The following is a 25,034-nucleotide window of genomic DNA, read 5'->3' as shown; positions in this document are numbered from 1 at the left end:
GAGTTCCATCCGGGCATTTTCGCCCCGCTGCGTGGAGACTCTTCCCTTGACCACCATCGTTTCAGTCCGCCGTCATGGCAAAGTCGTCATGGGCGGCGACGGCCAGGTTTCATTGGGCAACACCGTGATGAAAGGCAACGCGAAGAAAGTTCGTCGCCTGTATCACGGCGAGGTCATCGCCGGTTTCGCCGGGGCCACTGCCGACGCCTTCACGTTGTTCGAACGTTTCGAAGGCCAGCTTGAGAAACACCAGGGCCACTTGGTCCGCGCCGCCGTGGAGTTGGCCAAGGAATGGCGCACCGACCGCTCCCTGAGCCGCCTCGAAGCCATGCTCGCGGTCGCCAACAAGGACGCCTCGTTGATCATCACCGGCAACGGCGACGTCGTTGAGCCCGAGGATGGCCTGATCGCCATGGGTTCCGGCGGTGCCTACGCGCAGGCCGCGGCCAGCGCCCTGCTGAAAAAGACCGACCTGTCGGCCCGCGAGATCGTCGAGACTGCCTTGGGCATCGCCGGCGACATCTGTGTCTTCACCAATCACACCCAGACCATTGAGGAGCAGGACCTCGCGGAGTAAGCCCTTCCAGGCCCAGACTTCTGCTTGAGGACCGCCAAATACTATGTCCATGACTCCCCGCGAAATCGTCCACGAACTCAACCGCCACATCATCGGCCAGGACGATGCCAAGCGCGCCGTCGCCATCGCCCTGCGTAACCGCTGGCGCCGGATGCAGCTGCCCGAAGAGCTGCGCGTCGAAGTGACCCCCAAGAACATCCTGATGATTGGCCCGACCGGTGTCGGCAAGACCGAAATCGCCCGACGCCTGGCCAAGCTCGCCAACGCGCCGTTCATCAAGGTCGAAGCCACCAAGTTCACCGAAGTCGGTTATGTCGGCCGCGACGTCGAATCGATCATCCGTGACTTGGCCGACGCGGCGATCAAGTTGCTGCGCGAACAGGAAATCACCAAGGTTCGCCATCGCGCCGAAGACGCTGCCGAAGAACGCATTCTCGATGCGCTCCTGCCGCCAGCGCGCATGGGCTTCAACGCCGACTCCGCCGCGACACAGGATTCCAACACCCGCCAGTTGTTCCGCAAGCGCCTGCGCGAAGGCCAACTGGATGACAAGGAAATCGAGATCGAAGTGGCCGAAATGGCTGGCGTCGACATTTCCGCGCCACCGGGCATGGAAGAAATGACCAACCAGTTGCAGAGCCTGTTTGCCAACATGGGCAAGGGCAAGAAGAAGAGCCGCAAGCTCAAGGTTAAAGAAGCGCTGAAACTGGTGCGCGACGAAGAAGCCGGTCGCCTGGTCAACGAAGAAGAATTGAAGGCCAAGGCACTGGAAGCGGTCGAGCAGCATGGCATCGTGTTTATCGATGAAATCGACAAGGTTGCCAAGCGCGGCAATGTCGGCGGCGCCGATGTGTCCCGCGAAGGTGTGCAACGCGACCTGCTGCCGCTGATCGAAGGCTGCACGGTCAACACCAAGCTGGGCATGGTCAAGACCGACCACATCCTGTTCATTGCGTCCGGTGCGTTCCACCTGAGCAAACCGAGCGACCTGGTGCCGGAGCTGCAGGGTCGCCTGCCGATCCGTGTCGAACTCAAGGCGCTGACGCCGGAAGACTTCGAGCGCATCCTCAGCGAGCCCCATGCGTCCCTGACCGAACAGTACTGCGCGCTGCTCAAGACCGAAGGCCTGAACATCGAGTTCACGCCAGAAGGCATCAAGCGCCTGGCCCAGATCGCCTGGCAGGTCAACGAGAAGACCGAGAACATCGGCGCCCGTCGCCTGCACACGCTGCTCGAACGCTTGCTCGAGGAAGTGTCGTTCAGCGCCGGCGACCTGGCCAGCGCCCACAACGAAGCGCCGATTCTCATCGACGCCGAGTACGTCAACAGCCACCTGGGTGAACTGGCGCAGAACGAAGACCTGTCGCGGTATATCCTGTAAGCCACCGACAGGTTCCCCGGACCTGTGGGAGCGAGCTTGCTCGCGATGGCGGCATAACAGTCAGCCCATGTGTTGACTGTCAAACCGCTATCGCGAGCAAGCTCGCTCCCACATGGCCCGCGTCGTTTCGCAGATCAACGCGTCCTTCAGAGACGGATCACAGCCCATGACCAAACTCCCCACCGCCATCAACCTGCACAAAGCCTCCAAGACCCTGACGCTCAAATACGCGCCGGACGAGGAGTACCATCTGCCCGCCGAGTTCCTGCGGGTTCACTCGCCTTCCGCCGAGGTCCAGGGCCACGGCAAACCCATCCTGCAATACGGCAAGCTCAACGTTGCCCTGACCAAGGTCGAACCCGCCGGCCAGTACGCACTGAAACTGACCTTCGACGACGGCCACGACAGCGGTTTGTTCACCTGGGACTACCTCTACCAGTTGGCGGTGCGCCAGCAAGACTTGTGGAACGATTATCTTGACGAACTCAAGGCCGCCGGAAAAACCCGCGATCCGAACGAGTCCGTCGTCAAGCTGATGCTCTAACTCAAGGGCTGGCGCTTTAGGGCGAATTTTCTAGACTCATCTGCTTGAATGCCCGCGCAGCAACGTCAATGACTGGCCTGCTTGCGAAAAAAATTAAACTCGGGTAACCAATGGAGCTGGCAAGTTCCCTGCAAAGGAACCGGCGAGTTCCTGGCACACGTTTCCTCATTGCCCTCGATGCGGAATTTATGGTCACCCCGAGCAGCGTACCTGGTATTGGCCTTGCGGCTTCATGGCACGATCCCGGTACTCGTCTGAAGGACAATGGAGCGTCGTAGATGAGCAACAAGAACAACGATGAGTTGAAGTACCAAGCCTCGGAAAACACCCTGGGCTTGAATCCCGTCGTCGGCTTGCGCAGGAAAGACCTGCTGGCCTCTGCCCGGATGGTGCTGACCCAGGCCATCAAGCAACCACTGCACAGCGTCAAGCACGTCGCCCATTTCGGCGTCGAGCTCAAGAACGTCCTGTTCGGCAAGTCCGGGCTGCAACCGGCCGGCGACGATCGTCGCTTCGCCGACCCGGCGTGGAGCCAGAACCCACTCTACAAACGTTACCTGCAAACCTACCTGGCGTGGCGCAAGGAGCTGCACGCCTGGATCGACGACAGCAACCTCCCGCCCGCGGACATCAGCCGCGGGCATTTCGTGATCAACCTGATGACCGAAGCCATGGCCCCGACCAACTCGGCGGCCAACCCGGCGGCGGTCAAGCGCTTCTTCGAAACCGGCGGCAAGAGCCTGCTCGACGGGCTGTCCCACCTGGCCAAGGATATCGTGCACAACGGTGGGATGCCGAGCCAGGTGAACATGGGCGCGTTCGAGGTCGGCAAGAGCCTGGGCGTGACCGAAGGCGCCGTGGTGTTTCGCAACGACGTGCTGGAGCTGATCCAGTACCGGCCCATCACCGAGCAGGTCCACGAGCGACCGCTGCTGGTGGTGCCACCACAGATCAACAAGTTCTACGTCTTCGACCTGAGCCCGGACAAGAGCCTGGCGCGCTTCTGCCTGCGCAGCAACGTACAAACGTTCATTGTCAGCTGGCGCAACCCCACCAAGGCGCAGCGCGAGTGGGGCCTGTCGACCTACATCGAGGCGCTCAAGGAAGCGGTGGACGTGGTCACGGCCATCACCGGCAGCAAGGACGTGAACATGCTCGGCGCCTGCTCCGGCGGCATCACCTGCACCGCGCTGCTGGGCCATTACGCCGCCCTCGGCGAGAAAAAGGTCAATGCCCTGACCTTGCTGGTGAGTGTGCTCGACACCACCCTGGACACCGACGTGGCGCTGTTCGTCGATGAGCAGACCCTGGAAGCGGCCAAGCGCCACTCCTACCAGGCCGGCGTACTCGAGGGCCGCGACATGGCCAAGGTCTTTGCCTGGATGCGCCCCAACGACCTGATCTGGAACTACTGGGTCAACAATTACCTGTTGGGCAACGAACCGCCTGTGTTCGACATCCTGTTCTGGAACAACGACACCACACGGCTGCCGGCGGCGTTCCACGGCGACCTCATCGAAATGTTCAAGAACAATCCACTGATCCGCCCCAACGCATTGGAAGTGTGCGGCACGCCCATCGACCTCAAGCAGGTCACCGCCGACATCTTCTCCCTGGCCGGCACCAACGACCACATCACGCCATGGAAGTCCTGCTACAAGTCCGCGCAATTGTTCGGTGGCAAGGTGGAGTTCGTGTTGTCCAGCAGCGGTCATATCCAGAGCATTCTCAACCCGCCCGGCAACCCCAAGTCGCGCTACATGACCGGCGAGGACATGCCGGCCAAGGCCGAGGACTGGCAGGAAAACTCCACCAAGCACACCGACTCCTGGTGGCTGCACTGGCAAGCCTGGCAGGCCGAGCGCTCGGGCAAACTGAAAAAGGCCCCGACCGTGCTGGGCAACAAGGCCTACCCGGCCGGTGAAGCGGCGCCCGGCACCTATGTGCATGAGCGGTAATGGATGCAACTCGTCTGCTGGGGCGTGGGCTTGCTCACGAATGCACTCCGGCAGCCGACATGGACATGTAAGGCCCACAGCGCTGGCGAACGCAAACTCATGTTCACAGCAGATCCAATGTGGGAGCGAGCTTGCTCGCGATGACGGTGTGTCAGCACATATGGATGCTGGATGTACCGCTGCCATCGCGAGCAAGCTCGCTCCCACAGGGATCGGGGGAAAAATGAAAGACAGCGACCCAACCCACAGGGCTTGAAGCATGCCGCAACCGTACATCTTCCGTACCGTCGATCTGGATGGCCAGACCTTGCGCACCGCGGTACGTCCCGGCAAGCCTCACTTGACGCCATTGCTGATTTTCAACGGCATCGGCGCCAACCTGGAGCTGGTGTTCCCGTTCATCCAGGCCCTGGACCCGGACCTGGAAGTCATCGCCTTTGACGTGCCTGGCGTCGGCGGCTCATCGACGCCCAACCGGCCGTATCGCTTTCCGGGCCTGGCCAAACTCACCGCGCGGATGCTCGATTACCTCGATTACGGGCAGGTCAACGTGATCGGCGTGTCCTGGGGGGGCGCCCTGGCCCAGCAGTTCGCCTACGACTACCCGGAGCGCTGCAAGAAGCTGGTATTGGCGGCCACGGCGGCCGGGGCGGTGATGGTGCCGGGCAAACCGAAGGTGCTGTGGATGATGGCCAGCCCCCGGCGCTATGTTCAACCGTCCCACGTGATGCGTATCGCGCCACTGATCTATGGTGGTTCGTTCCGCCGCGACCCGAGCCTGGCGGCCAGCCACGCAGCCAAGGTGCGTTCGGCGGGCAAGCTCGGTTATTACTGGCAACTGTTCGCCGGCCTGGGCTGGACCAGCATCCACTGGCTGCACAAGATCCACCAGCCGACCCTGGTGCTGGCCGGCGATGACGACCCGCTGATTCCATTGATCAACATGCGCATGCTGGCCTGGCGCATTCCCAACGCCCAATTGCACATCATCGATGACGGTCATCTGTTCCTGATCACCCGGGCCGAGGCGGTGGCGCCGATCATCATGAAATTCCTGGAGGAAGAACGTCAGCGCGCGGTGATGCATCCGCATCCCTCGCCGCTGGGCGGTGGCTGAAACCGCCCATTAGCGCCTGGCAGGACGCCGGATTGCGCAGCAACCCGAAACAGCGACTATGTTGTCTGGTTCGGTGTGTTTGTTTTTAGCCTGATGACGAAGGAGTTGACTCATGCGCGACAAACCGGCGAAGGGTTCCATGCCCGCACCTGCCAGTTTCATCAACGCACAAAGTGCGGTCACCGGACTGCGTGGCAGGGACCTGCTGTCCACCTTGCGCAGCGTGGCCGTACACGGCTTGCGCAACCCGGTGCACAGTGCCCGGCATGCGTTGAAACTGGGCAGTCAGTTGGGCCGTGTGCTGCTGGGCGAGACCCTTCACCCCACCAACCCCAACGACCCGCGTTTCGCCGATCCCACCTGGCAGCTCAACCCCTTCTATCGCCGTAGTTTGCAGGCCTACCTGAGTTGGCAAAAACAGGTCAAGAGCTGGATCGACGAAAGCGACATGAACGAGGACGACCGCGCCCGCGCCCACTTCGCCTTTGCCCTGCTCAACGACGCCGTAGCGCCGTCCAATACCTTGCTCAACCCGCTGGCGGTCAAGGAGCTGTTCAACTCCGGTGGCTCCAGCCTGGTCCGCGGCATCAGCCACCTGGTGGACGACCTGCTGCACAACGACGGCTTGCCGCGCCAAACCACGCCCCACGCCTTTGAGGTCGGCAAGACCCTGGCGACCACACCCGGCGCGGTGGTGTTTCGCAACGAACTGCTCGAACTGATCCAGTACCGGCCCATGAGCGAAAAGCAGTACGCCAAGCCATTGCTGATCGTCCCGCCGCAGATCAACAAGTTCTACATCTTCGACCTCAGCCCCTCCAACAGCTTTGTCCAGTACGCCCTGAAAAACGGTTTGCAGGTCTTCATCATCAGTTGGCGCAACCCGGACGTACGCCACCGCGAATGGGGCCTGTCCAGCTATGTCGAGGCCACCGAAGAGGCGATGAATGTGTGCCGGGCGATCACTGGCGCTCGCGAGGTCAACCTGATGGGCGCCTGCGCCGGTGGCATGACCATCGCCGCCCTGCAAGGCCACCTGCAAGCCAAGCGCCAGCTACGCCGGGTCGCCAGCGCCACGTACCTGGTGAGCCTGCTGGACAGCCAGATCGACAGCCCGGCCACGCTGTTCATCGACGAGCAGACCCTCGAAGCCGCCAAGCGCCGCTCCTACCAGAAGGGCATCCTCGATGGTCGCGACATGGCCCGCGTGTTCGCCTGGATGCGCCCCAACGACCTGATCTGGACCTACTTCATCAACAACTACCTGCTGGGCAAGGAGCCGCCAGCCTTCGACATCCTCTACTGGAACAACGACTGCACGCGGCTGCCGGCGGCCTACCACGGCGACCTGCTGGACTTCTTCAAGCACAACCCACTGACCCATCCCGGCGGCCTGGAAGTGTGCGGCACGCCCATCGACCTGCAAAAAGTGACGGTGGACAGCTTCAGCGTGGGCGGTATCAACGACCACATCACGCCTTGGGACGCGGTGTATCGCTCGACCCTCCTGCTGGGGGGCGAAAAACGCTTCGTGCTCTCCAACAGCGGCCATGTCCAGAGCATCCTCAACCCGCCAGGCAACCCCAAGGCCAACTACATCGAAAGCGCGAAACTGAGCAGCGACCCGCGAGCCTGGTACTACGACGCCACGCACGTCGAAGGCAGCTGGTGGACGCAATGGCTGGGCTGGATCCAGGCACGCTCCGGCGCCCAGCACGAAACCCAGATGACCTTGGGCAACGTTAATTACCCGCCGCTGGACGCCGCCCCTGGAACCTATGTTCGCGTGCGCTGAAGGCCTCACGCCACGGCCAGGCGCTTGGCCGTGGCACGACTTGACCATTAAGAAGACCGGATGAAAACCCGCGACCGCATCCTTGAATGTGCCCTGCAATTATTCAACGAAAAGGGCGAGCCGAACGTATCGACCATGGAAGTTGCCAACGAAATTGGCATCAGCCCAGGCAACCTCTACTACCACTTCCATGGCAAGGAACCGCTGATCCTGGGGCTGTTCGAGCGCTTCCAGAGCGAGCTGGCGCCGCTGCTGGACCCTCCGGCGGACGCGCAATTGGCGCCGGAAGACTACTGGCTGTTCCTGCACTTGATCGTCGAGCGCCTGGCCCAGTACCGGTTTCTGTTCCAGGACCTGTCCAACCTGGCCGGACGCCTGCCAAAGCTGGCCAAGGGCATCCGCCAGTTGCTCAACGCCCTGAAGCGAACCCTCGCCTCACTGCTGGCGCAACTCAAGGCGCAGGAGCTGCTGGTCAGCGATACCCAGGCCCTGGGGCAGTTGGTGGAGCAGATCACCATGACCCTGCTGTTCTCCCTGGACTATCAGCGGATCCTGGATCGTGAGGGCGAGGTTCGATTGGTGGTCTACCAGATCATGATGCTGGTGGCCCCGCACCTGCCGCCTGCGACCAAAGTGGCGACCGAACGATTGGCGCTGCGATACCTGGAAGAGCACGACTAACCACGGGCAGGGGCAGGGGCAGGGGCAGGTCCATTGTGGGAGCGAGCTTGCTCCGGGCGGCGATCCGACGATGACTGCGGCACCTCCAACATCAATGTGGCTGACCCACCGCTATCGCGAGCAAGCTCGCTCCCACAGGTTGACCTGCGTACAAATAAAAAAGCCCGGCCTACATAGACCGGGCATTTTTGTCAGCCCTGGATATCAGGACTGGGTAGATGGCGGCGTTGGAGCCTGCGCCGGTGCTGGAGTGGCGACCGGGGTCGGAGCCGCGGCGGAGTTCGTCGTGGTCGCGGTTGCCGGTTTGGCGGCCGCGGTGGGTGCCTTGGGTGCGGCAGCTTTTGGCGCGGCCGGTTTTTTCACGGCAGGCTTTTTCGCCGCAGCTGGTTTGGCCGCCGCTTTTGCCGCAGGCTTGGCAGCGGGTTTAGCCGCTGGTTTAGCCGCAGCAGGTTTAGCTGCTGCCGTCTTGGCCGCCGGTTTGGCTGCAGGTTTTGCAGCGGGCTTGGCAGCCGCTTTCGCCGCTACCGGTTTGGCTGCCGCCTTGGCAGCGGGTTTGGCCGCTGCGGTTTTAGCCGCTGGCTTGGCCGCTGCTTTCACCGCAGGTTTGGCAGCGGGTTTTGCCGCTGCCTTGGCCAGTGGCTTGGCTGCCGTTTTAGCGGCCGGCTTGGCCGCCGCCGTCTTGGTCGCCACCGGTGCGACTTTGGCGCCGGTGAGTTTTTCGATCTGCTTGGTCAGTGTGTCGACCTTGCTGTGCAGCGCCTTGACTTCATTACGGCTCGGCACGCCCAGGCGGGAGATCGCACTGTTCAGGCGCTTGTCGAAAGCCCCCTCCAGTTCGTCCCATTTGCCCAGCGCACGATCTTTCACGCCGCCGATTCGCGACTTGGCGGACTCGGCAGAGTCCTTGGCTGCATCGACTTGTTTGCCGACCGCCGTCTTGGTGAGTTTTTCGGCCTTTTCGCCGTCCTTAACCAGAGACTCGAAGAGCTTGCTGCCGTCAGTGTCGATCTTCGAGTACACGCCTAAACCAGCCAGCCAGATTTTGCGGGAATACTTTTCAATCTTCCCGGCCCACGAGCTGCCTTCTTTTTCTGTGATTTTTTTACCAGCCATCCCGTTCTCCTTAATGTTTACGCGCGACACGTTCGAGCAATGCTGTCAGCTCATCGAGCTTAGCAGAGAGTGCCTCAACGTCATGTTTAGACGGAATGCCGATACGATTCAAGGCACTTGCAACACGGGCATCGAATACCTTCTCGACTTTATCGAGTTGTACTTCAACCCGGGCCTTGAAAGTATTGACGTCGGTCTTGGCTTCAATCAATTCGCTGTTGGCCGCTTCAAGTTTCCCGGCAATTTTCTTTTTGCCTTTGGTTTCAATAACTTCGCCAGCTTTTACCAACTCTTGAAAATACTCGCCGCCTTCCTGGCCGACCTTCGTGTAGGCGCCCAGACCCGCCAGCCAGATCTTGCGCGCGTACGTTTTCACGTCGCCGAGCGTGGAAGATTCAACGTCGGTTTTTTTCTTCAGGATAACTTTGGCCATGGTGCACCTCACTCGAAAAAGGTTTGAGGAACTGCCCGCACAGGGACGGGCTCAGGCACAAAGTAGTGACAATAATTAGAAACGGCACCCTAACAACTGACACATATTCCGAAGGCGATGACTGCCATTGTGGGAGCGAGCTTGCTCGCGATGGCGGAGTGTCAGCCAAGCTTGATGTGACTGAACCAATGCAATCGCGAGCAAGCTCGCTCCCACAGGGTTGGGTGGTGAACCTTAATTTGCATTCGCCACCCTTCGGTCAATCAAGCCAACGCCTTATCCAGCGCCTTTTCGATTTCGCCTTTGATCGTGCCGCTCATGGCCGACATCAACATGCCCAGCTCCACGTCGACGCGGATCGAATCCTCGCCCACGTGCACTTCGCCCTTGACCCCGGAACGCTTGAGTTTCAGGGTATCGCCCACCCACTGCGGCTCCAGGCCATAGCTGTCGGACAACTTCTGCGCCAGCTTGTCGGCCTTCTCTCGCGCCGCTTCCTTGCCCAGGCCATGGGCACGTTCAACCGTTATACGGGCCATCGGATGACTCCTGTTTTATCGGGACTTGCCTGAACGTTTCAAACCCTGGCTGCGTCAAAACGTCCCGGCGGTTGCCCATCTTACCTTCAGCCTTGCCAAGACAAAGCCCTCCACCGGGATTAGAATGTCCCGCATTCTTTTTTGGTGACCGCGATATGACTGATCAGCGCAAAGGCAGCGATGCCGAACCCACCACTCACTTCGGCTTCAAGAACGTGCCGGAAAGCCAGAAGGCGGAAAAAGTCGCCGAGGTTTTTCACTCCGTAGCCGCCAAGTACGACTTGATGAACGACCTGCTCTCGGGCGGCATGCACCGCCTCTGGAAGCGTTTCGCGATCGAGCTGTCGGGCGTGCGCAGCGGTAACCGCGTGCTGGACATCGCCGGCGGCACGGGCGACCTGACGAAGAAGTTCTCCCACATCGTCGGGCCGACCGGCCAGGTGGTCCTGGCCGATATCAACGAATCCATGCTCAAGGTCGGTCGCGACCGCCTGCTGGACCTGGGTGTGGCCGGCAATGTTGAATTCGTCCAGGCCGACGCTGAAAAGCTGCCGTTCCCCGACAACCATTTCGACTGCGTGACCATCGCTTTCGGCCTGCGCAACGTCACCCACAAGGAAGACGCCCTGCGTTCGATGCTGCGCGTGCTCAAGCCCGGCGGTCGCCTGCTGGTGCTGGAGTTCTCCAAGCCAACCAACGCGCTGATGTCCAAGGCCTATGACGCCTACTCGTTCGCCTTCATGCCGCTGATGGGCAAGCTGATCACCAATGACTCGGAAAGCTACCGCTACCTGGCCGAATCGATCCGCATGCACCCGAACCAGGAAACCCTGAAGTCGATGATGGTCGAGGCCGGTTTCGACCGCGTGACCTACCACAACATGACCGCAGGCATCGTCGCCCTGCATCGCGGTATCAAGCCCTGATGTTGCTCACCGGCCTGCTCGCCAGCGTCGAACTCGGCCTCAACCGGGTGCTGCGCCTGGACAGCACGGCGCTCCCGCGCCTGGCGCACTTGAGCGGCAAAGTCATCGCCGTCGACTGCCGTAGCCCGGCGTTGCGGTTGTTCATCCTGCCCAGCGACGAAGGCCTGATGCTCGCCGCCCACTGGGAAGCCGAAGTGGACTGCACGCTGCGCGCCCCGGCGTCGAGCCTGCTGAACCTGGCCCTGGGCAAGGACAAGAGCGCGGTGCTGCACAGCCCCGACGTCGAGCTCGACGGCGACAGCGGCGTACTGCTGGAACTGGCGGCGATTCTCCAGGACCTGGAGCTGGACTGGGAATACGAAGTGTCCCGTTGGATCGGCCCGGTGGCGACCCAGCTGCTCAGCGGCCATTTGAACAGCCGCCGCCGCTGGTATCGCCAGGGCTTCGCCAGCCTGGGACAGAATCTGAGTGAATACCTGGCCGAAGAATCGCGTACCCTCGTAGGCCAACGCGAGGCCCAGGCCCGTTTTGATGAACTGGACCAGGTCAAGCTTGACCTGGAACGCCTCGAGGCGCGTTTCGAGCGCCTTTCCCGATCCCTTGAAACCAAGCGATAACGCATGAAGCTGCTTGCCGTCCGCCGTTTGTTGCGCATCCAGCGCGTCGTGATCCGCTACCGCCTCGATGACCTGCTGTTCGCCTTGCCGTTGCCCTGGTTTCTCCTGGCGCTGCGCTTCGTGCTGCCGTGGCGCTGGTTTCCCCGGCGAACCCTGGACCTGACGCGCGGCGCGCGCTTGCGCCTGGCTCTGCAGGACCTGGGACCGATCTTCATCAAGTTCGGGCAGATCCTCTCGACCCGTCGCGACCTGTTGCCCGAAGACATCGCCGACGAGCTGATGTTGCTGCAAGACCGCGTGCCGCCGTTCGATTCCAAGCTGTCGGTGGCGCTGATCGAGGAACAGCTGGGCAAGAAGATCAGCGAAGTCTTCAGCCGTTTCGATGTCGAGCCCCTGGCCTCGGCTTCCGTGGCCCAGGTTCACGCCGCGCAACTCAAGAGCGGCGAAGAAGTGGTGGTCAAGGTCATTCGCCCGGGCCTCAAGCCGATCATCGCCCAGGACCTGGCGTGGCTGTTCATTCTCGCCCGTGCCGCCGAGCGGCTGTCGGCCGATGCCCGCCTGCTGCACCCGGTGGACGTGGTCCAGGATTACGAAAAAACCATCTACGACGAACTCGACCTGCTGCGCGAGGCCGCCAACGCCAGCCAGTTGCGCCGCAACTTCGAGGGCTCGCCGCTGCTCTATGTGCCGCAAGTCTATTGGGACTGGTGCCGGCCGAAAGTATTGGTGATGGAGCGCATCTACGGCATCCAGGTGACTGACCTGGCGACCTTGGCCGACCAGCGCACTGACATGAAATTGCTGGCCGAGCGCGGCGTGGAAATTTTCTTCACCCAGGTGTTTCGCGACAGTTTCTTCCACGCCGACATGCACCCGGGCAACATCTTCGTCAGCACCGTGCAGCCATGGAGCCCGCAATACATTGCCATCGACTGCGGCATCGTCGGCAGCCTGACCCCTGAGGACCAGGACTACCTGGCACGCAACCTGTTCGCCTTCTTCAAGCGTGACTACCGTCGCGTCGCCCAACTGCACATCGATTCAGGCTGGGTGCCGGCCGAGACCAAGCTCAACGAATTCGAAGCGGCGATCCGTACCGTGTGCGAACCGATCTTCGAAAAACCGTTAAAAGATATTTCCTTCGGCCAGGTACTGATGCGCCTGTTCCAGACTGCACGTCGCTTCAACATGGAGGTCCAGCCGCAGTTGGTGCTGTTGCAGAAAACCCTGCTGAACATTGAGGGTCTGGGCCGTCAGCTGTACCCGGACCTCGACCTGTGGAACACCGCCCAACCGTTCCTCGAACGCTGGATGCGCGAGCGCGTCAGCCCGCGAACCTTGCTGGGCAACGTGCAGAGCCAGTTCGAGCAGATCCCGCACCTGGCCAACATGACCCGCGACCTGCTCGAACGCATGTCCCAGCCCCACGCCCACGACCCGGCGCCCCCGTGGCACCGACGCAAGGACGACTGGCTGTTGCGCCTGCTTGGCGCGGCTCACCTGGGTGGCGGCGCGGTGCTGGCGACCGGCGGGCCGCTGAGCCAACTGGGCCACTGGCCGGCCGGTATCATGGTGGTGGTCGGTCTGTATCTGGTCGTTCGTCGATAGCCAGCACCGGTTCACGCTGGCACACTGTTTCAACGCTGGGCCCGCCGATTCCAGGTGCGCGGCCCATGGTCGGAGTCAACGATGAAAAACTGGCAGGACGAGATCAAGTGGGACGCTGACGGCCTGGTGCCGGCCATCGCCCAGGACCACAAGACCGGGCGCGTATTGATGATGGCCTGGATGAACCGCGAAGCACTGGCCCTGACCGCTGCCGAGAACCGCGCCATCTATTGGTCACGTTCCCGTGGCAAGCTGTGGCGCAAGGGAGAAGAGTCCGGCCACGTGCAGCACCTGCATGAGATGCGCCTGGACTGCGACGGCGACGTCATCATCCTGATGGTCGAACAGGTCGGCGAGATTGCCTGCCACACCGGCCGTCAAAGCTGCTTTTATCGCGTCTTCGAGAACGGCGACTGGAAAACCGTCGACCCGGTGCTCAAGGACCCGCATGCCATTTATTCAGGACATACCCATGAGTGACACCCTGACCCGCCTGGCCCAGGTGCTGGAAGAGCGCAAGGGCGCCGCGGCTGACAGTTCCTATGTCGCCAGCCTTTACCACAAGGGCTTGAACAAGATTCTGGAGAAAGTCGGCGAAGAGTCGATCGAGACTATCCTCGCCGCCAAGGACGCCGCTGTCAGCGGCGATTGCAGCGACGTGATCTACGAGACCGCCGACCTGTGGTTCCACAGCCTGGTCATGCTGGCCCAACTGGGGCAGCATCCGCAGGCCGTACTGGATGAACTGGACCGTCGTTTCGGTCTGTCCGGGCACGTCGAGAAAGCCTCGCGCCCGTCCGCCTGATCAATTTTTGAGAGGAGTAGCCACATGGGTATCTTTGACTGGAAACACTGGGTCGTCATCCTGGTCGTCGTGGTGCTGGTGTTCGGTACCAAGAAACTGAAAAACCTCGGCACCGATGTCGGCGAGTCGATCAAGGGCTTTCGCAAAGCCATGAACGATGATGAAAAACCGACCGATCCGACGACCACCCAAGCCCAGCCCGGCCAACCGGCCCAACCGGTACACCCGCAGGCCACTCAGCCTGTGAATGCACCGAATACCATCGATGTGCAGGCCCAGAAAGTCGAAGAGCCCATCCGCAAAGACTCGTGAGCACTGACTAATGTTTGGGATCAGCTTCACTGAACTGCTGCTCGTCGGCCTCGTCGCCCTGTTGGTATTGGGCCCCGAGCGCCTGCCGGGCGCTGCGCGCACTGCCGGTCTGTGGATCGGGCGCCTGAAGCGCAGCTTCAATGCGATCAAACAGGAAGTTGAACGTGAAATCGGTGCCGACGATATCCGTCGGCAACTGCACAACGAACATATTCTGTCCCTGGAGCAGGAAGCGCGGAAAATCTTCACGCCGACCCAACAGGAACCGACGCCGGTCCAGCCCGTGGTCGAGCCGACGATGGCTTCCCAAACGCCAGAAAGCGGCGTGCCGGTGGCAGAACCGGCGCCAGCGACACCGACGGTAGCGGACACAGCCTCCACCGCTGCGCCTGCGCCTAACGACCCTACTTTGCCGCCGCGAGCCCCATGAGCGATATCCCCGAAAACGACCAGCCGATGCCGCTGGTATCGCACCTCACCGAGTTGCGCACCCGCCTGCTGCGTTGCGTCGCGGCGGTTTTCATCATCTTCGCCGGGCTGTTTTCCTTCACCCAGCAGATCTACACCTTCGTCTCCACGCCGCTGCGCCAGTACTTGCCGGTAGGGGCGACGATGATCGCCACCGACGTGTCGTCGCCGTTCCTGACGCCACTGAAGCTGACGATGATGGTCTCGCTGTTCCTGGCGATCCCGGTGATCCTGCACCAGATCTGGGGCTTCATCGCACCTGGCCTGTACAAGCATGAAAAACGCATCGCCGTGCCGCTGCTGGTGTCCAGCATCCTGCTGTTCTACACCGGCATGGCCTTCGCCTATTACCTGGTGTTCCCGCTGATCTTCAAGTTCTTCGCCGCCGCCACCCCGGCGGGCGTGGAAATGATGACGGACATCAGCAGCTACCTGGATTTCGTCATGACGCTGTTCTTCGCCTTCGGCGTGGCGTTCGAAATCCCGGTGGCGGTGGTGCTGCTGGTGTGGATCGGCGTGGTCGACGTCGCCTACCTGAAGAAGATCCGCCCCTACGTGATCATCGGCTGCTTCGTGGTCGGCATGATCCTGACCCCGCCGGACATTTTCTCCCAGACCCTGTTGGCCGTGCCGATGTGGCTACTGTTCGAGATCGGCATCCTGTTCGGTGGCCTGGTGCGCAAACGTCGGAAGGAAGACCCCGAGGACCAACCGGTCGATGACCATAACGATCAGCCCCCAGCGACCCAAGCGTGAACCTGCTGCTGCTCGAAGAGGCCGACTTCATCGGGCCTGACCGCGTCATCCTGAGCGATCGCCGGTTGACCCACATGCAGGAAGTCCACCGCAGCGCGGTCGGCGACAGCCTGCGTGTCGGGCGCATTGGCGGGTTGATGGGCTCGGCCCAGGTGCTGCGCCTGGAAGCTCGGGAAGCCGAACTGCAAGTGATCCTCGACCAGCCTCCACCGGCCAAGTTGCCCTTGACCCTGGTGTTGGCGCTGCCGCGTCCGAAAATGCTCCGGCGAGTGTTCCAGACCATCGCCACCATGGGCGTGCCGAGGGTGGTGCTGGTCAACAGCTATCGCGTGGAAAAGAGCTTTTGGCAGACGCCGTTCCTGGAGCCCGAGGCAATTCGGGAGCAACTGATCCTGGGGCTGGAGCAAGCCCGGGACAGCGTCCTGCCTGAAATCATCATTGAAAAGCGCTTCAAGCCCTTCGTTGAAGACCGCCTGCCGGCCCTTGTGGACGGGACCCTCGGGCTGGTCGGCCACCCGGGCAACCACCCGCCCTGCCCCCGGGCCCTGACGGAACCCGTCACCCTGGCAATTGGCCCCGAAGGCGGCTGGATCCCCTACGAGATCGATCTGCTGGGCAAGGCCGGCTTGCAACCGGTGCAGCTTGGGGAACGGATCCTGCGGGTGGAAACTGCCGTTACGGCCCTGCTCGCACGACTGTTCTGATCCCTTTGGTTTGCCACGCTATTCCAAAGGCATCTAACTCATTGCTCCTGCTCTCCTTTTCTGAGCCGATAGCGTTTTATACAACGCAATTCCGCCCTTCAAGGGAGTACCAGCATGATCCGATGGCTAGGTAACGTAGGCGTCAATCGCAAACTTGGCTTCGGTTTCGGCCTGGTGCTGTTCTTGACCGTGATGATCGCTTTCACCGGCTGGACCGGCCTGGGTAAAGTGATTGCCCACGGCGACACGCTGGGGCTCATCGCCAGCCTGAACGACCTGACCAAGGACCTGCGCTCCGCGCGTATGGATTACGACGCGACCCGCGGCGAGAAAGGCCCAGGTGACCTCAACGATCTCCTCGGTAAATTGGAACCTGGACTACAGGCTGCTCGCCAATCGATCAAGCAATCGGCCGATGTGGCGCTCATCGACAAACAACTGGCGGTTATTGCCGAGTACAGGACTGTCGTTGCCGAATTGGTCCGCGCCACAGTCAGTCGTGAGAATGCGCGCAGCAAGCTGGGCGCCAGCGCCGATAACACCGTGGCCCGAGTCGCCAGCGTTGAAAGCGCCATACGGCAAAGCGAGAACGCGGCTCAACTCGACAGCGTGGTGAGTCTGAGCAAGGCCATCCAGCAAGCCCGCTATCAGGTTCGCGGCTACACCTACAGCGGCCAGGCCGATGCCGAGCAGCCGGCCTTGGATGCCATCGATAACGCGCTGAAAGCGCTTGGCAGCCTGCCGGCCCAACTGCCCGCTGAACACGCCGCCAGCCTGCAACAGGCCAGCGAGTCGTTCAAGGCCTATCGTGCCGCCGTCAGCCAGTTCCATGAAGCCCAGGCCGCCAGCGCTGCCGCCATCAAGCGCATGTCCGACTTGGGGGTTGTGCTACGCGGGGCCAGTAGGGACATCACGTTGTCCCAAACGGACGTGCGCGACCATGAGGCCGCCAGAGCCAACCTCTTCCTGATCTCGGCCGCTGCGTTGGCCCTGCTGTTCGGGGTGATCGCAGCCATGGTGATCACCCGGCAGATCGTCACTCCACTGGAGCAGACCCTCAAGGTCGCCGAACGCGTGGCGGCAGGCGACCTGACCCACAACCTAAGTTCCGAGCGCCGCGACGAACTGGGCCAACTGCAACGTGCCATGCAGAGCATGACCGTGGGCCTGCGGCAATTGATCGGTGGCATTTGCGACGGCGTCACGCAAATCGCCAGCGCCGCCGAACAGCTTTCGGCCGTCACCGAGCAGACCAGCGCCGGGGTCAATAGCCAGAAAGTGGAAACCGACCAGGTCGCCACCGCCATGCACGAAATGACCGCCACGGTGCAGGAAGTGGCGCGCAATGCCGAACAAGCGAGCGAAGCGACCGTCGCCGCGGACCAGCAGGCTCGCGAAGGCGAAAAGGTGGTTGGCGAAGCCATCGCCCAGATCGAGCGCCTGTCCAACGCTGTGGGCAATTCCACCGAAGCCATGGGCCACCTCAAACGCGAGAGCGACAAGATCGGCAGCGTCCTGGACGTGATCAAGTCCGTGGCCCAGCAAACCAACCTGCTGGCCCTCAACGCGGCCATCGAGGCGGCCCGGGCCGGTGAAGCCGGGCGTGGGTTCGCGGTGGTGGCCGACGAGGTACGCAGCCTGGCCCAGCGCACCCAGAAGTCCACCGAAGAGATCGAGCAACTGGTCCTAGGCCTGCAGACCGGAACCGAACAAGTCGCGTCCAGCCTGGACAACAGTCGCAACCTGACCGACAGCAGCGTCGAATTGACTCGCCGTGCCGGTAGCTCACTGGAAAACATCACCCGCACCGTTTCCGCGATCCAGTCGATGAACCAACAGATCGCCGCCGCGGCCGAGCAACAGAGCGCCGTGGCCGAGGAGATCAACCGCAGCGTCGTGAATGTTCGCGATGTCTCCGAACAGACGGCCGCTTCCAGTGAAGAAACCGCCGCTTCCAGCGCCGAACTGGCGCGGTTGGGGGCTCATTTGCAGACGCTGGTGGGGCGCTTCAAGGTCTGACCCAAGGGCAGGCACAAACCCTGTGTGGCGAGGGAGCTTGCTCCCGCTTGGCCGCGAAGCGGCCACCAACACTCTCCAGATTTACGACTGCTTCGCAGCCGAGCGGGAGCAAACTCCCTCGCCACGAAATCTTGGCAAATCCCTACAGATCCCACCGAAGCCGCCGATACAGTCCCCATAAAACCAAATCAGCGCTCCAAGGGAGTATCAGCATGTTCGGGTGGCTTGCCCAGGGTCTGGGAAATGTAAGCGTTAACCGCAAACTCGGCGCAGGCTTCGGCCTGGTGCTGCTCCTCACCTTGATGATTGCGTTCACCGGCTGGTCCGGCCTGGGCAATGTCATCAGCCGGGGCGACAAGCTGGGGTTCATTGCCAGTCTCAATGACTTGAGCAAGGACTTGAGCCTGGCCAGCATCGACTACAACACCACGCGGGGCGAGAAAGGGCCGCAACAGGTCAATGACCTGCTTGGCAAACTCGAAGCCGGGCTGAAAACCGCTCGCGAGCTGATCGAACAGCCAGCCGATGTTGCATTGATCGACCAGCAACTGGCCGCCGTCGCCGAATACAAAAGCGCCTTCGCCCAGATGACCAGCGCCACCGTCAGCCGCGAAGATGCCCGCAGCAAGCTGGGCGCCAGCGCCGACAACACCGTGGCCCGTGTCGCCGAAGTGGAAAAAGCGCTGCTGCAAGGTGGCGACATCACCCAGTTCAACAGCATCGTGACCTTGAGCAAGGCCATCCAACAAGCGCGTTATCAGGTTCGCGGCTACACCTACAGCGGTAAAAGCGAGGCCCAACAACCGGCCATCGATGCAATCACCGATGTCTTGAAACTCTTGGCACGCTTGCCAGCGCAGTTGCCCGAAGAGCACGCCGACAAGCTCCAACAGGCCAGCGACTCGATGAACATCTATCGAGCGGCGGTCAGCCAGTTCCGCGATTCCCAACTTGATAACGGCGCCGCATTGCAGCGCATGAGTCAGCAGGGCCAGGTACTGATCGATTCCAGCCAGAAGCTCACCGTCTCCCAGACCGCCGTGCGTGACCACGACACCGCCCAGGCCAAGAGCGTCCTGATCGCAGCCGCTGCACTGGCGCTGCTGTTTGGCGTGATCGCCGCCCTGCTCATTACTCGGCAAATCGTCGGCCCGCTGGATGAGACCCTGAAGGTGGCAGAACGTGTCGCCGCAGGCGACCTGACCCACAACCTTACCTCCGAACGCCGCGACGAACTCGGCCAACTGCAACGCGCCATGCAACGCATGACCGTCGGCCTGCGGCAATTGATCGGTGGCATCGGTGAAGGGGTTACCCAGATCGCCAGCGCCGCTGAACAACTCTCAAGCGTGACCGAACAGACCAGCGCCGGGGTCAACAGCCAAAAAGTGGAAACCGATCAGGTCGCCACCGCCATGCACGAAATGACCGCCACGGTGCAGGAAGTGGCGCGCAACGCCGAGGAAGCTTCCGAAGCGGCCTTCGCCGCCGACCAGCAAGCCCGTGAAGGCGACAAGGTCGTTGGCGAAGCCATCGCCCAGATCGAGCGCCTGGCCAAGGAAGTAGGCAATTCCACCGCCGCCATGGGCGATTTGAAGCGTGAGAGCGACAAGATCGGCAGCGTCCTGGACGTGATCAAGTCCGTGGCCCAGCAGACCAACCTGCTGGCCCTCAACGCGGCCATCGAGGCAGCCCGTGCCGGTGAGGCCGGACGAGGCTTCGCCGTGGTGGCCGACGAGGTCCGTAGCCTGGCCCAGCGCACCCAGAAATCCACCGAAGAGATTGAAGAACTGATCGTGGGCCTGCAGACCGGTACCGAACAGGTCGCGACCATCATGGACAACAGCCGTAGCCTGACCGACAGCAGCGTCGAATTGACCCGTCGTGCGGGGAGCTCGCTGGAGAACATCACTCGGACGGTTTCGGCGATCCAGTCGATGAATCAGCAAATTGCCGCAGCGGCCGAGCAGCAGAGTGCGGTGGCTGAGGAGATCAACCGTAGTGTGCTGAATGTGCGTGATGTGTCGGAGCAGACGGCGTCGTCCAGTGAGGAGACGGCCGCTTCAAGTGCGGAATTGGCTCGGTTGGGCGTTCACTTGCAGACGCTGGTGGGGCGGTTCAAAGTTTAGAGACATTGGGGCTTTTGTAACGAATGGCCGCTTAGCTGGTTTTCCAAACACATAGGCATGAAGCAGTGCATCAGTCCCTATTGGGGCTGAGAGCACTGCTCTACCGACAGTGATATTCGACATGCGCCGCAGCAGGTTTAATGTTTTTAAACATCCCGCCTACTTTAACTTTCAGACATAATTTATAACTGCCACATATCGTCAAATGATTGCAACCATCATAAAAATGACGAAAGCATCAGAAAAATCTATTGGACTTTTCTAGAGTTCACGACAGAATGGCACCTCCATTAACTATATGAAACATTCTTCACGGAAGAGGAATTATGGTCGCCTTTAACAAGCTTATACCTGAACTGATTGTGTCCGACATCAAGGCAAGCTCAAGTTTTTATTGCAAGCTCATTGGCTTCAGCGTTGAGTATGAAAGACCGAACGACGGTTTTATATTCATTTCCTATCACGGCAGCCAGTTAATGCTGGAGCAAGACGATCACAAAGAGTCGCCATGGCGTGTGGGCCCGCTACAAAAACCTTATGGACGCGGAATGAACCTCTCCATTGATTGTCCTGATGTCAGAGCGTTAGCGAAATCATTGATGGCTTCGGGATACAAGCTGCATAAACCGATAGAAGAATGCTGGTACAAAGAAAATGATTTGCTTCAAGGTCAAAGCAATTTTCTCATATTAGACCCAGATGGCTATTTACTTAGGTTTGCTCAAAACCTAGGCTCCAAATCCAGCCGCAACGAACTAATGTAAGCAAATGCTGGACTGGACACTCACTTTCTTGGAGAAAGTGAGTGTCCAGCCACCGGAATACCTCATATTGGGGCAATAAATCATCACGCCGCATGCGAACGTTTTAAAGCCATTCAAATGAAAGGCCATTGAACTTAACGCCCGCTGATACAATGAAGGGTTTTCACAGCCTGAAGAAAAATATTTTCAACAGTCACTTGCTCCTGTGCCGCCAGATGCGAAGTGACCATTATTTTTTTTGAGGGCAATGAGAGCAAACCATAGGGATCATCATGCTGGCCCTTGTTAGCCGCCCATTCGTTGTAGTAGCCATCGATAAAACAAAATGCATCCGCATTGCGATTGAGGTAGGTCTTGAGCGCACGCGGGCAGATAATTTTTGGATTGGACAAATTCAATATCATCAGTCCCGTTGACGCGCAGGCCAATACCGATTCATCGATAAGATTAAAGGTTTCGGCACAACCACTCAGATGAATACATAAAACGTCAACGGTGCTGACCAGATCACCGAGGGAGGTATGTTGCAGGCCCAATGACTTTTCCAGCGACTCCTTCCGTGTCCGGGACCAATAGCGCATATTTGCAGTTCCACGCATATGAAGCTGATATGCCACCTCACTTGCAATCGATCCCATGCCAACAAAGCCAACTTTAAGATTCAACAATGATCGCCTGGGCGTCTGTATCCAAGCGTTGCCCGCCTTCACACTTTCAGCGCTTTCAAAAGCCCTTGCCGAACAGAGGACAATCATTGCCAATGTAAATTCAGCCACCGCTTGCACGTTTAGGTTGGGTGTATTGGCTAATTTTATGCCTTTATCGGAAACATACTTCACGTCCACGAAGCTGGAGGTGCCTGTTCCCATTACAACGATATTCTCTAACCGAGTGGCGGCGTCAATCAGCTCCGCAGACAGGTATTCCGGTCCACCTAAAATATAGTCGTGCACATCGGGCAACACCTCTAGAATTTGCCGCTCATCAATAGGACGTCTTATATGGGTGAGTTCAATACCGTCTGAAAATACCGTTTTATCAATATCAAAATCCCCCGTTACCAGAACCTTTCTCATTCCGAAATCTTCTCTACACAATCATTGTAGTCTTTGGCCGATTCAAGCTCGAGCAGGGCTTGTCTCAAGCGCGAGAGCGAAAACTTGAATTGGTCATCAGGCTTCAAAAGCGCAATTCTTATACGGTCGTGCCCTGCGACCTCATGACTGTTCCAATAGAAATACCTCCCCGGCAACACGGCCACGTCATAAGTTGCAAGGTAGTCAGTTAATTCCAGGTCCGAGAGCCCAGTTCGTTTTATGTTAAGCCACATAACCGTCATGCCCGAATACGAATGCGGCGAATCAACGCTGACCCGTGTTCCTGCAAGCTGGGAACGTACTATTTCTGCATTCTTGGTAATAATCGAGTGCACATAAGAGAGCCCTCCTCTTTTTAGCGTCGCCTCGATAAATGCAATGATCAGTCTCAGTACAAAATTGGAACAGCAAAGATAAATTTCTTCGTAGATGGCTCTGATTTCCTGGGCCAGATTCTTGCTATATGACAGCAGGCTGGCCTTGGCATCCAATGTTGGCCATTGCTTACCGGTATCCTCCAGAATGATAAATGACGCGCCCTTTTCAACCAGGAGTGCATATTCGTCGATAGCGGTTTTGTGGCAGAACCGAAAAGAGGTATCGAGGATCAAAATTATATTGAGCCGATGGCACAGTTCCACAATATTTTTCATCATGACTGCATCGATGACGAAACCTGTCGGGTTATTGGGATTAACCATAAACAAGGCGTCAAGTTTTTTGTTTTGAACAAACCTCTCCAGCAAGCCCAAGTCTGAAAACAAGCTTTCTGGAACAGCTTCAAGCTCGACTTCCCTACGCCTAAGCAACTGGGCGAGGTTGTCAAAAGTGGGTTCGACAAGGCCTATTTTTAACTGCTTTGATCGCGCCCATGCTCCCACTATGTCTATGCTGTTTGACGCGGTAGGGCAGATCGAAAAATATTGGTGATTTTTTAACCCAGGCAGCGCAAAATAATCTGCAAAAATATCTTTGAACGCCATCTCCATTTGCGGAACAGGCGTCTCGACCGCCGAACCCCATAAGTCAGGCAACTCAGGTAACACGCTGCTAAAATGCGTTTTCGCAGAAATGTAGCTATGACCATCGGCAAGATTATATTGTGCCGACAACCCAAAAACTTCATGTTCAGTAAGGCTCTGGTTTTTGTAATCAGACATAAGGCTCATCGGGCTTCCTATCGGATAATTTGAATATCTAGTTCGACCTTGATCTAGGACTGCCTTCCTTGACGAACCGAACCTTAATAACCAAGCGCCCACATGTAAAGTTGACACACCCGCAACTAGCTATCTAAATATTTCCCGTTCTTAACAGACGGACAAAGCCGACACTGATGACGGGATTCTTTTGTAACGTAGATATTCGAATAATTATCGAGCTTTTAGGCTGAAGCATTGTTGCCGCAACTCGCCCTCTAGCGCGCCCACTCGAAAAACATCCAACAACCCAATCCACTTTTCAAAATATCTCACAGCAATAATCTGTATGCCTTTACCCAGCAGAAGATAAACCATCAAACAAGTTACAACCTGTCACCCTTCAGTGACGGCGCTTGACACTTATCCTCGTACACGCCGAGCACTCTCAAAACCTATCAGTTCTGATAGTAGACAACATTCTCATTCCGGCCGAGACTGAATGAACGGTCTGTTTCCTGGAAAAATATTGATGTCGAACACTGCTGACAGACTATTAGTCCAGTATCTATACGATGCTCTCGATCGTCTGGTTTGCTGCGTGCCTGCCGACCAACTCCGTCGTGACCGGTTCTATCTATTAGATCGGCTCGCTACAGAAATCCAAGGATCCATTCAGTATCAGGTTTTTCAGACCTTGGATGTCTTGCTGGCGGAAAACCACGGAGGGAACACCCCACGTACGTCAATCCTGCTGACCGACAAGCATCGCTCGGTGCTGCAGAGCAGCGACGGCACTTCGACCTATACGCCTTACGGTCATCGCCCCGCTCAAGGGGGCCTGAGCAGCCTTCTGGCTTTCAACGGTGAACGGAACGATACGATTACGGGTTGCTACTTGCTGGGAAACGGGCACCGTGCGTTCAATCCTGTCCTGATGCGCTTTAACAGCCCTGACAGCCTGAGTCCCTTTGGAGACGGAGGACTGAACTGTTATGCCTATTGTCAGGGAGACCCGATAAATCGCACAGATCCCACGGGACGGATTCCACACGGGCTGTTGTGGTTCGTAAATGGGCTGATGGAATTCGGCGGAAACTATGTACTTCCGTTCCTTGCTCCTAAAGTGCTGGTACGACGGCTTCCATTTGTCGCTGACGCCACGTTCGGGCGCGTTGCCAAAGTAGTGTCAAGCGGCAGCGCCTTCGTAGGGACCGTCGCCTATCTAGTCCTGAACCGAATGGAGCATCATCATCCTGAATCACCCGTCAATGACCCGCTCCTGATCGCCCTGGTGGCGCTGGGGGCGATTGGCATGGTGAGTGGTTTTGGTGTTTTGCTGCATAAACGAGCTCAACTGCCCCCGCTTCGGGACTCATTGACCCGAGAATCTCTAGTCTCCTCACCTACTTCCTGGACGTCTCCACGAAATCAAAGGTTTATCAAACGAAGGAGAATGTTTGATCTTGACGAATACACGGCGACGCTAAGTGCTTCCGCTATCCGAAGAAATACCCGCTACCCATGAACCTATGACTCACCGCGCACAAAC

Annotated in this window: 24 protein-coding genes and 2 pseudogenes; 21 read left to right on the top strand and 5 right to left on the bottom strand. The window is 59.2% G+C overall.

What is annotated here, in order from left to right:
• Nucleotides 1-46 precede the first annotated feature (46 nt).
• The 7 genes from hslV (at nt 47) to ACLH0I_RS03085 (ending at nt 8,053) form a co-directional block, all read left to right on the top strand.
• On the top strand, nt 47-577 hold the full coding sequence (hslV, locus tag ACLH0I_RS03115) for an ATP-dependent protease subunit HslV (RefSeq protein ID WP_003196958.1): 531 nt from the start codon (nt 47-49) through the stop codon (nt 575-577).
• Between the two features lie 43 nt (nt 578-620).
• A complete protein-coding gene (gene hslU, locus ACLH0I_RS03110; protein WP_411386266.1) occupies nt 621-1,958 on the top strand; it encodes an ATP-dependent protease ATPase subunit HslU in 1,338 nt (445 codons plus the stop codon).
• 166 nt (nt 1,959-2,124) lie between these two features.
• On the top strand, nt 2,125-2,502 hold the full coding sequence (locus tag ACLH0I_RS03105; RefSeq protein WP_207962976.1) for a gamma-butyrobetaine hydroxylase-like domain-containing protein: 378 nt from the start codon (nt 2,125-2,127) through the stop codon (nt 2,500-2,502).
• Nucleotides 2,503-2,780: 278 nt separating this feature from the next.
• On the top strand, nt 2,781-4,460 hold the full coding sequence (gene phaC, locus ACLH0I_RS03100) for a class II poly(R)-hydroxyalkanoic acid synthase (protein WP_411386265.1): 1,680 nt from the start codon (nt 2,781-2,783) through the stop codon (nt 4,458-4,460).
• 259 nt (nt 4,461-4,719) lie between these two features.
• A complete protein-coding gene (gene phaZ, locus ACLH0I_RS03095) occupies nt 4,720-5,577 on the top strand; it encodes a poly(3-hydroxyalkanoate) depolymerase (RefSeq protein ID WP_003186648.1) in 858 nt (285 codons plus the stop codon).
• A 112-nt stretch (nt 5,578-5,689) separates the two neighbouring features.
• Entirely contained in the window at nt 5,690-7,372 is a 1,683-nt protein-coding gene (gene phaC, locus ACLH0I_RS03090; RefSeq protein WP_411386264.1) for a class II poly(R)-hydroxyalkanoic acid synthase, read from the top strand.
• Between the two features lie 60 nt (nt 7,373-7,432).
• Nucleotides 7,433-8,053, top strand: a complete 621-nt coding sequence (locus tag ACLH0I_RS03085; protein ID WP_411386263.1) for a TetR/AcrR family transcriptional regulator — start codon at nt 7,433-7,435, stop codon at nt 8,051-8,053.
• 204 nt (nt 8,054-8,257) lie between these two features.
• On the opposite strand, the gene ACLH0I_RS03080 is transcribed toward ACLH0I_RS03085, so the two are convergent.
• The 3 genes from ACLH0I_RS03080 to ACLH0I_RS03070 form a co-directional block, all read right to left on the bottom strand.
• Complete coding sequence (locus tag ACLH0I_RS03080; protein WP_411386262.1) at nt 8,258-9,166, bottom strand: phasin family protein; 909 nt, start codon at nt 9,164-9,166, stop codon at nt 8,258-8,260.
• Nucleotides 9,167-9,176: 10 nt separating this feature from the next.
• Complete coding sequence (locus ACLH0I_RS03075) at nt 9,177-9,599, bottom strand: phasin family protein (RefSeq protein ID WP_411386261.1); 423 nt, start codon at nt 9,597-9,599, stop codon at nt 9,177-9,179.
• Between the two features lie 263 nt (nt 9,600-9,862).
• Nucleotides 9,863-10,138: a polyhydroxyalkanoic acid system family protein gene (locus ACLH0I_RS03070; protein WP_053117622.1), complete on the bottom strand. Its 276-nt coding sequence runs from the start codon at nt 10,136-10,138 to the stop codon at nt 9,863-9,865.
• A 155-nt stretch (nt 10,139-10,293) separates the two neighbouring features.
• Here ACLH0I_RS03070 and ubiE point away from each other — a divergent pair, with 155 nt between their 5' ends.
• The 13 genes and pseudogenes from ubiE (at nt 10,294) to ACLH0I_RS03005 (ending at nt 21,246) form a co-directional block, all read left to right on the top strand.
• Nucleotides 10,294-11,064: a bifunctional demethylmenaquinone methyltransferase/2-methoxy-6-polyprenyl-1,4-benzoquinol methylase UbiE gene (ubiE, locus tag ACLH0I_RS03065; protein WP_003196937.1), complete on the top strand. Its 771-nt coding sequence runs from the start codon at nt 10,294-10,296 to the stop codon at nt 11,062-11,064.
• Nucleotides 11,064-11,688: pseudogene (locus ACLH0I_RS03060) on the top strand (SCP2 domain-containing protein). The gene ubiE and the pseudogene ACLH0I_RS03060 overlap by 1 nt, the downstream one beginning before the upstream one ends.
• Nucleotides 11,685-13,289 carry a ubiquinone biosynthesis regulatory protein kinase UbiB gene (gene ubiB / locus ACLH0I_RS03055; protein WP_411386260.1) on the top strand — a complete coding sequence of 535 codons (1,605 nt, stop codon included), beginning with the start codon at nt 11,685-11,687 and terminating at the stop codon, nt 13,287-13,289. Before ACLH0I_RS03060 ends, ubiB begins: the two are co-directional and overlap by 4 nt.
• 81 nt (nt 13,290-13,370) lie before the next feature.
• Complete coding sequence (gene hisI / locus ACLH0I_RS03050; protein WP_003196931.1) at nt 13,371-13,769, top strand: phosphoribosyl-AMP cyclohydrolase; 399 nt, start codon at nt 13,371-13,373, stop codon at nt 13,767-13,769.
• The gene (locus ACLH0I_RS03045) at nt 13,762-14,094 is read left to right on the top strand and encodes a phosphoribosyl-ATP diphosphatase (RefSeq protein WP_186706101.1); all 333 of its coding nucleotides are present in this window, start codon (nt 13,762-13,764) and stop codon (nt 14,092-14,094) included. Before hisI ends, ACLH0I_RS03045 begins: the two co-directional genes overlap by 8 nt.
• Nucleotides 14,095-14,118: 24 nt before the next feature.
• Nucleotides 14,119-14,406, top strand: a complete 288-nt coding sequence (locus tag ACLH0I_RS03040) for a twin-arginine translocase TatA/TatE family subunit (RefSeq protein WP_411386259.1) — start codon at nt 14,119-14,121, stop codon at nt 14,404-14,406.
• 10 nt (nt 14,407-14,416) lie between these two features.
• The gene (gene tatB / locus ACLH0I_RS03035; RefSeq protein WP_186706103.1) at nt 14,417-14,836 is read left to right on the top strand and encodes a Sec-independent protein translocase protein TatB; all 420 of its coding nucleotides are present in this window, start codon (nt 14,417-14,419) and stop codon (nt 14,834-14,836) included.
• Nucleotides 14,833-15,630: a twin-arginine translocase subunit TatC gene (tatC, locus tag ACLH0I_RS03030; RefSeq protein ID WP_411386258.1), complete on the top strand. Its 798-nt coding sequence runs from the start codon at nt 14,833-14,835 to the stop codon at nt 15,628-15,630. Before tatB ends, tatC begins: the two co-directional genes overlap by 4 nt.
• On the top strand, nt 15,627-16,334 hold the full coding sequence (locus ACLH0I_RS03025; RefSeq protein ID WP_250966020.1) for a 16S rRNA (uracil(1498)-N(3))-methyltransferase: 708 nt from the start codon (nt 15,627-15,629) through the stop codon (nt 16,332-16,334). The genes tatC and ACLH0I_RS03025 overlap by 4 nt, the downstream gene beginning before the upstream one ends.
• Before the next feature lie 114 nt (nt 16,335-16,448).
• A complete protein-coding gene (locus ACLH0I_RS03020; protein ID WP_411386257.1) occupies nt 16,449-18,353 on the top strand; it encodes a methyl-accepting chemotaxis protein in 1,905 nt (634 codons plus the stop codon).
• A gap of 212 nt (nt 18,354-18,565) precedes the next feature.
• A pseudogene (locus ACLH0I_RS03015) lies at nt 18,566-19,624 on the top strand (methyl-accepting chemotaxis protein); the annotation flags it as partial.
• The gene (locus ACLH0I_RS03010) at nt 19,610-20,482 is read left to right on the top strand and encodes a methyl-accepting chemotaxis protein (protein ID WP_411387452.1); all 873 of its coding nucleotides are present in this window, start codon (nt 19,610-19,612) and stop codon (nt 20,480-20,482) included. The pseudogene ACLH0I_RS03015 and the gene ACLH0I_RS03010, both read left to right, overlap by 15 nt.
• Before the next feature lie 326 nt (nt 20,483-20,808).
• Nucleotides 20,809-21,246 carry a bleomycin resistance protein gene (locus ACLH0I_RS03005; protein ID WP_250961924.1) on the top strand — a complete coding sequence of 146 codons (438 nt, stop codon included), beginning with the start codon at nt 20,809-20,811 and terminating at the stop codon, nt 21,244-21,246.
• A 134-nt stretch (nt 21,247-21,380) separates the two neighbouring features.
• Here ACLH0I_RS03005 and ACLH0I_RS03000 read toward each other — a convergent pair whose 3' ends face one another.
• Nucleotides 21,381-22,322 carry an NAD(P)-dependent oxidoreductase gene (locus ACLH0I_RS03000; RefSeq protein ID WP_411386256.1) on the bottom strand — a complete coding sequence of 314 codons (942 nt, stop codon included), beginning with the start codon at nt 22,320-22,322 and terminating at the stop codon, nt 21,381-21,383.
• Complete coding sequence (locus ACLH0I_RS02995; RefSeq protein ID WP_250961922.1) at nt 22,319-23,512, bottom strand: aminotransferase class I/II-fold pyridoxal phosphate-dependent enzyme; 1,194 nt, start codon at nt 23,510-23,512, stop codon at nt 22,319-22,321. The genes ACLH0I_RS03000 and ACLH0I_RS02995 overlap by 4 nt, the downstream gene beginning before the upstream one ends.
• 472 nt (nt 23,513-23,984) lie before the next feature.
• On the opposite strand from ACLH0I_RS02995, the gene ACLH0I_RS02990 reads away from it, so the two are divergent.
• A complete protein-coding gene (locus ACLH0I_RS02990; RefSeq protein ID WP_411386255.1) occupies nt 23,985-25,010 on the top strand; it encodes an RHS repeat-associated core domain-containing protein in 1,026 nt (341 codons plus the stop codon).
• The last annotated feature ends 24 nt before the right edge of the window (nt 25,011-25,034 follow it).

The organism is Pseudomonas sp. MPB03 (assembly GCF_046605385.1).
GTDB lineage: Bacteria > Pseudomonadota > Gammaproteobacteria > Pseudomonadales > Pseudomonadaceae > Aquipseudomonas > Aquipseudomonas zanjanensis.
Note: the sequence above shows the minus strand (reverse complement) of the source record. Positions and strands in the feature narration are given on the sequence as shown.

Coding starts and splice junctions, on each gene's coding strand:
- ubiE (WP_003196937.1), top strand. CDS start 10,294: ATGACTGATCAGCGCAAAGGCAGCGATGCCGAACCCACCACTCACTTC.
- phaC (WP_411386265.1), top strand. CDS start 2,781: ATGAGCAACAAGAACAACGATGAGTTGAAGTACCAAGCCTCGGAAAAC.
- hslU (WP_411386266.1), top strand. CDS start 621: ATGTCCATGACTCCCCGCGAAATCGTCCACGAACTCAACCGCCACATC.
- ACLH0I_RS03080 (WP_411386262.1), bottom strand. CDS start 9,166: ATGGCTGGTAAAAAAATCACAGAAAAAGAAGGCAGCTCGTGGGCCGGG.
- phaZ (WP_003186648.1), top strand. CDS start 4,720: ATGCCGCAACCGTACATCTTCCGTACCGTCGATCTGGATGGCCAGACC.
- tatB (WP_186706103.1), top strand. CDS start 14,417: ATGTTTGGGATCAGCTTCACTGAACTGCTGCTCGTCGGCCTCGTCGCC.
- ubiB (WP_411386260.1), top strand. CDS start 11,685: ATGAAGCTGCTTGCCGTCCGCCGTTTGTTGCGCATCCAGCGCGTCGTG.
- ACLH0I_RS03085 (WP_411386263.1), top strand. CDS start 7,433: ATGAAAACCCGCGACCGCATCCTTGAATGTGCCCTGCAATTATTCAAC.
- ACLH0I_RS03105 (WP_207962976.1), top strand. CDS start 2,125: ATGACCAAACTCCCCACCGCCATCAACCTGCACAAAGCCTCCAAGACC.
- tatC (WP_411386258.1), top strand. CDS start 14,833: ATGAGCGATATCCCCGAAAACGACCAGCCGATGCCGCTGGTATCGCAC.
- ACLH0I_RS03040 (WP_411386259.1), top strand. CDS start 14,119: ATGGGTATCTTTGACTGGAAACACTGGGTCGTCATCCTGGTCGTCGTG.
- ACLH0I_RS03000 (WP_411386256.1), bottom strand. CDS start 22,322: ATGAGAAAGGTTCTGGTAACGGGGGATTTTGATATTGATAAAACGGTA.
- phaC (WP_411386264.1), top strand. CDS start 5,690: ATGCGCGACAAACCGGCGAAGGGTTCCATGCCCGCACCTGCCAGTTTC.
- ACLH0I_RS03010 (WP_411387452.1), top strand. CDS start 19,610: ATGCAACGCATGACCGTCGGCCTGCGGCAATTGATCGGTGGCATCGGT.
- ACLH0I_RS03045 (WP_186706101.1), top strand. CDS start 13,762: ATGAGTGACACCCTGACCCGCCTGGCCCAGGTGCTGGAAGAGCGCAAG.
- ACLH0I_RS03020 (WP_411386257.1), top strand. CDS start 16,449: ATGATCCGATGGCTAGGTAACGTAGGCGTCAATCGCAAACTTGGCTTC.
- ACLH0I_RS03005 (WP_250961924.1), top strand. CDS start 20,809: ATGGTCGCCTTTAACAAGCTTATACCTGAACTGATTGTGTCCGACATC.
- ACLH0I_RS03075 (WP_411386261.1), bottom strand. CDS start 9,599: ATGGCCAAAGTTATCCTGAAGAAAAAAACCGACGTTGAATCTTCCACG.
- ACLH0I_RS02995 (WP_250961922.1), bottom strand. CDS start 23,512: ATGAGCCTTATGTCTGATTACAAAAACCAGAGCCTTACTGAACATGAA.
- ACLH0I_RS02990 (WP_411386255.1), top strand. CDS start 23,985: ATGAACGGTCTGTTTCCTGGAAAAATATTGATGTCGAACACTGCTGAC.
- ACLH0I_RS03070 (WP_053117622.1), bottom strand. CDS start 10,138: ATGGCCCGTATAACGGTTGAACGTGCCCATGGCCTGGGCAAGGAAGCG.
- hisI (WP_003196931.1), top strand. CDS start 13,371: ATGAAAAACTGGCAGGACGAGATCAAGTGGGACGCTGACGGCCTGGTG.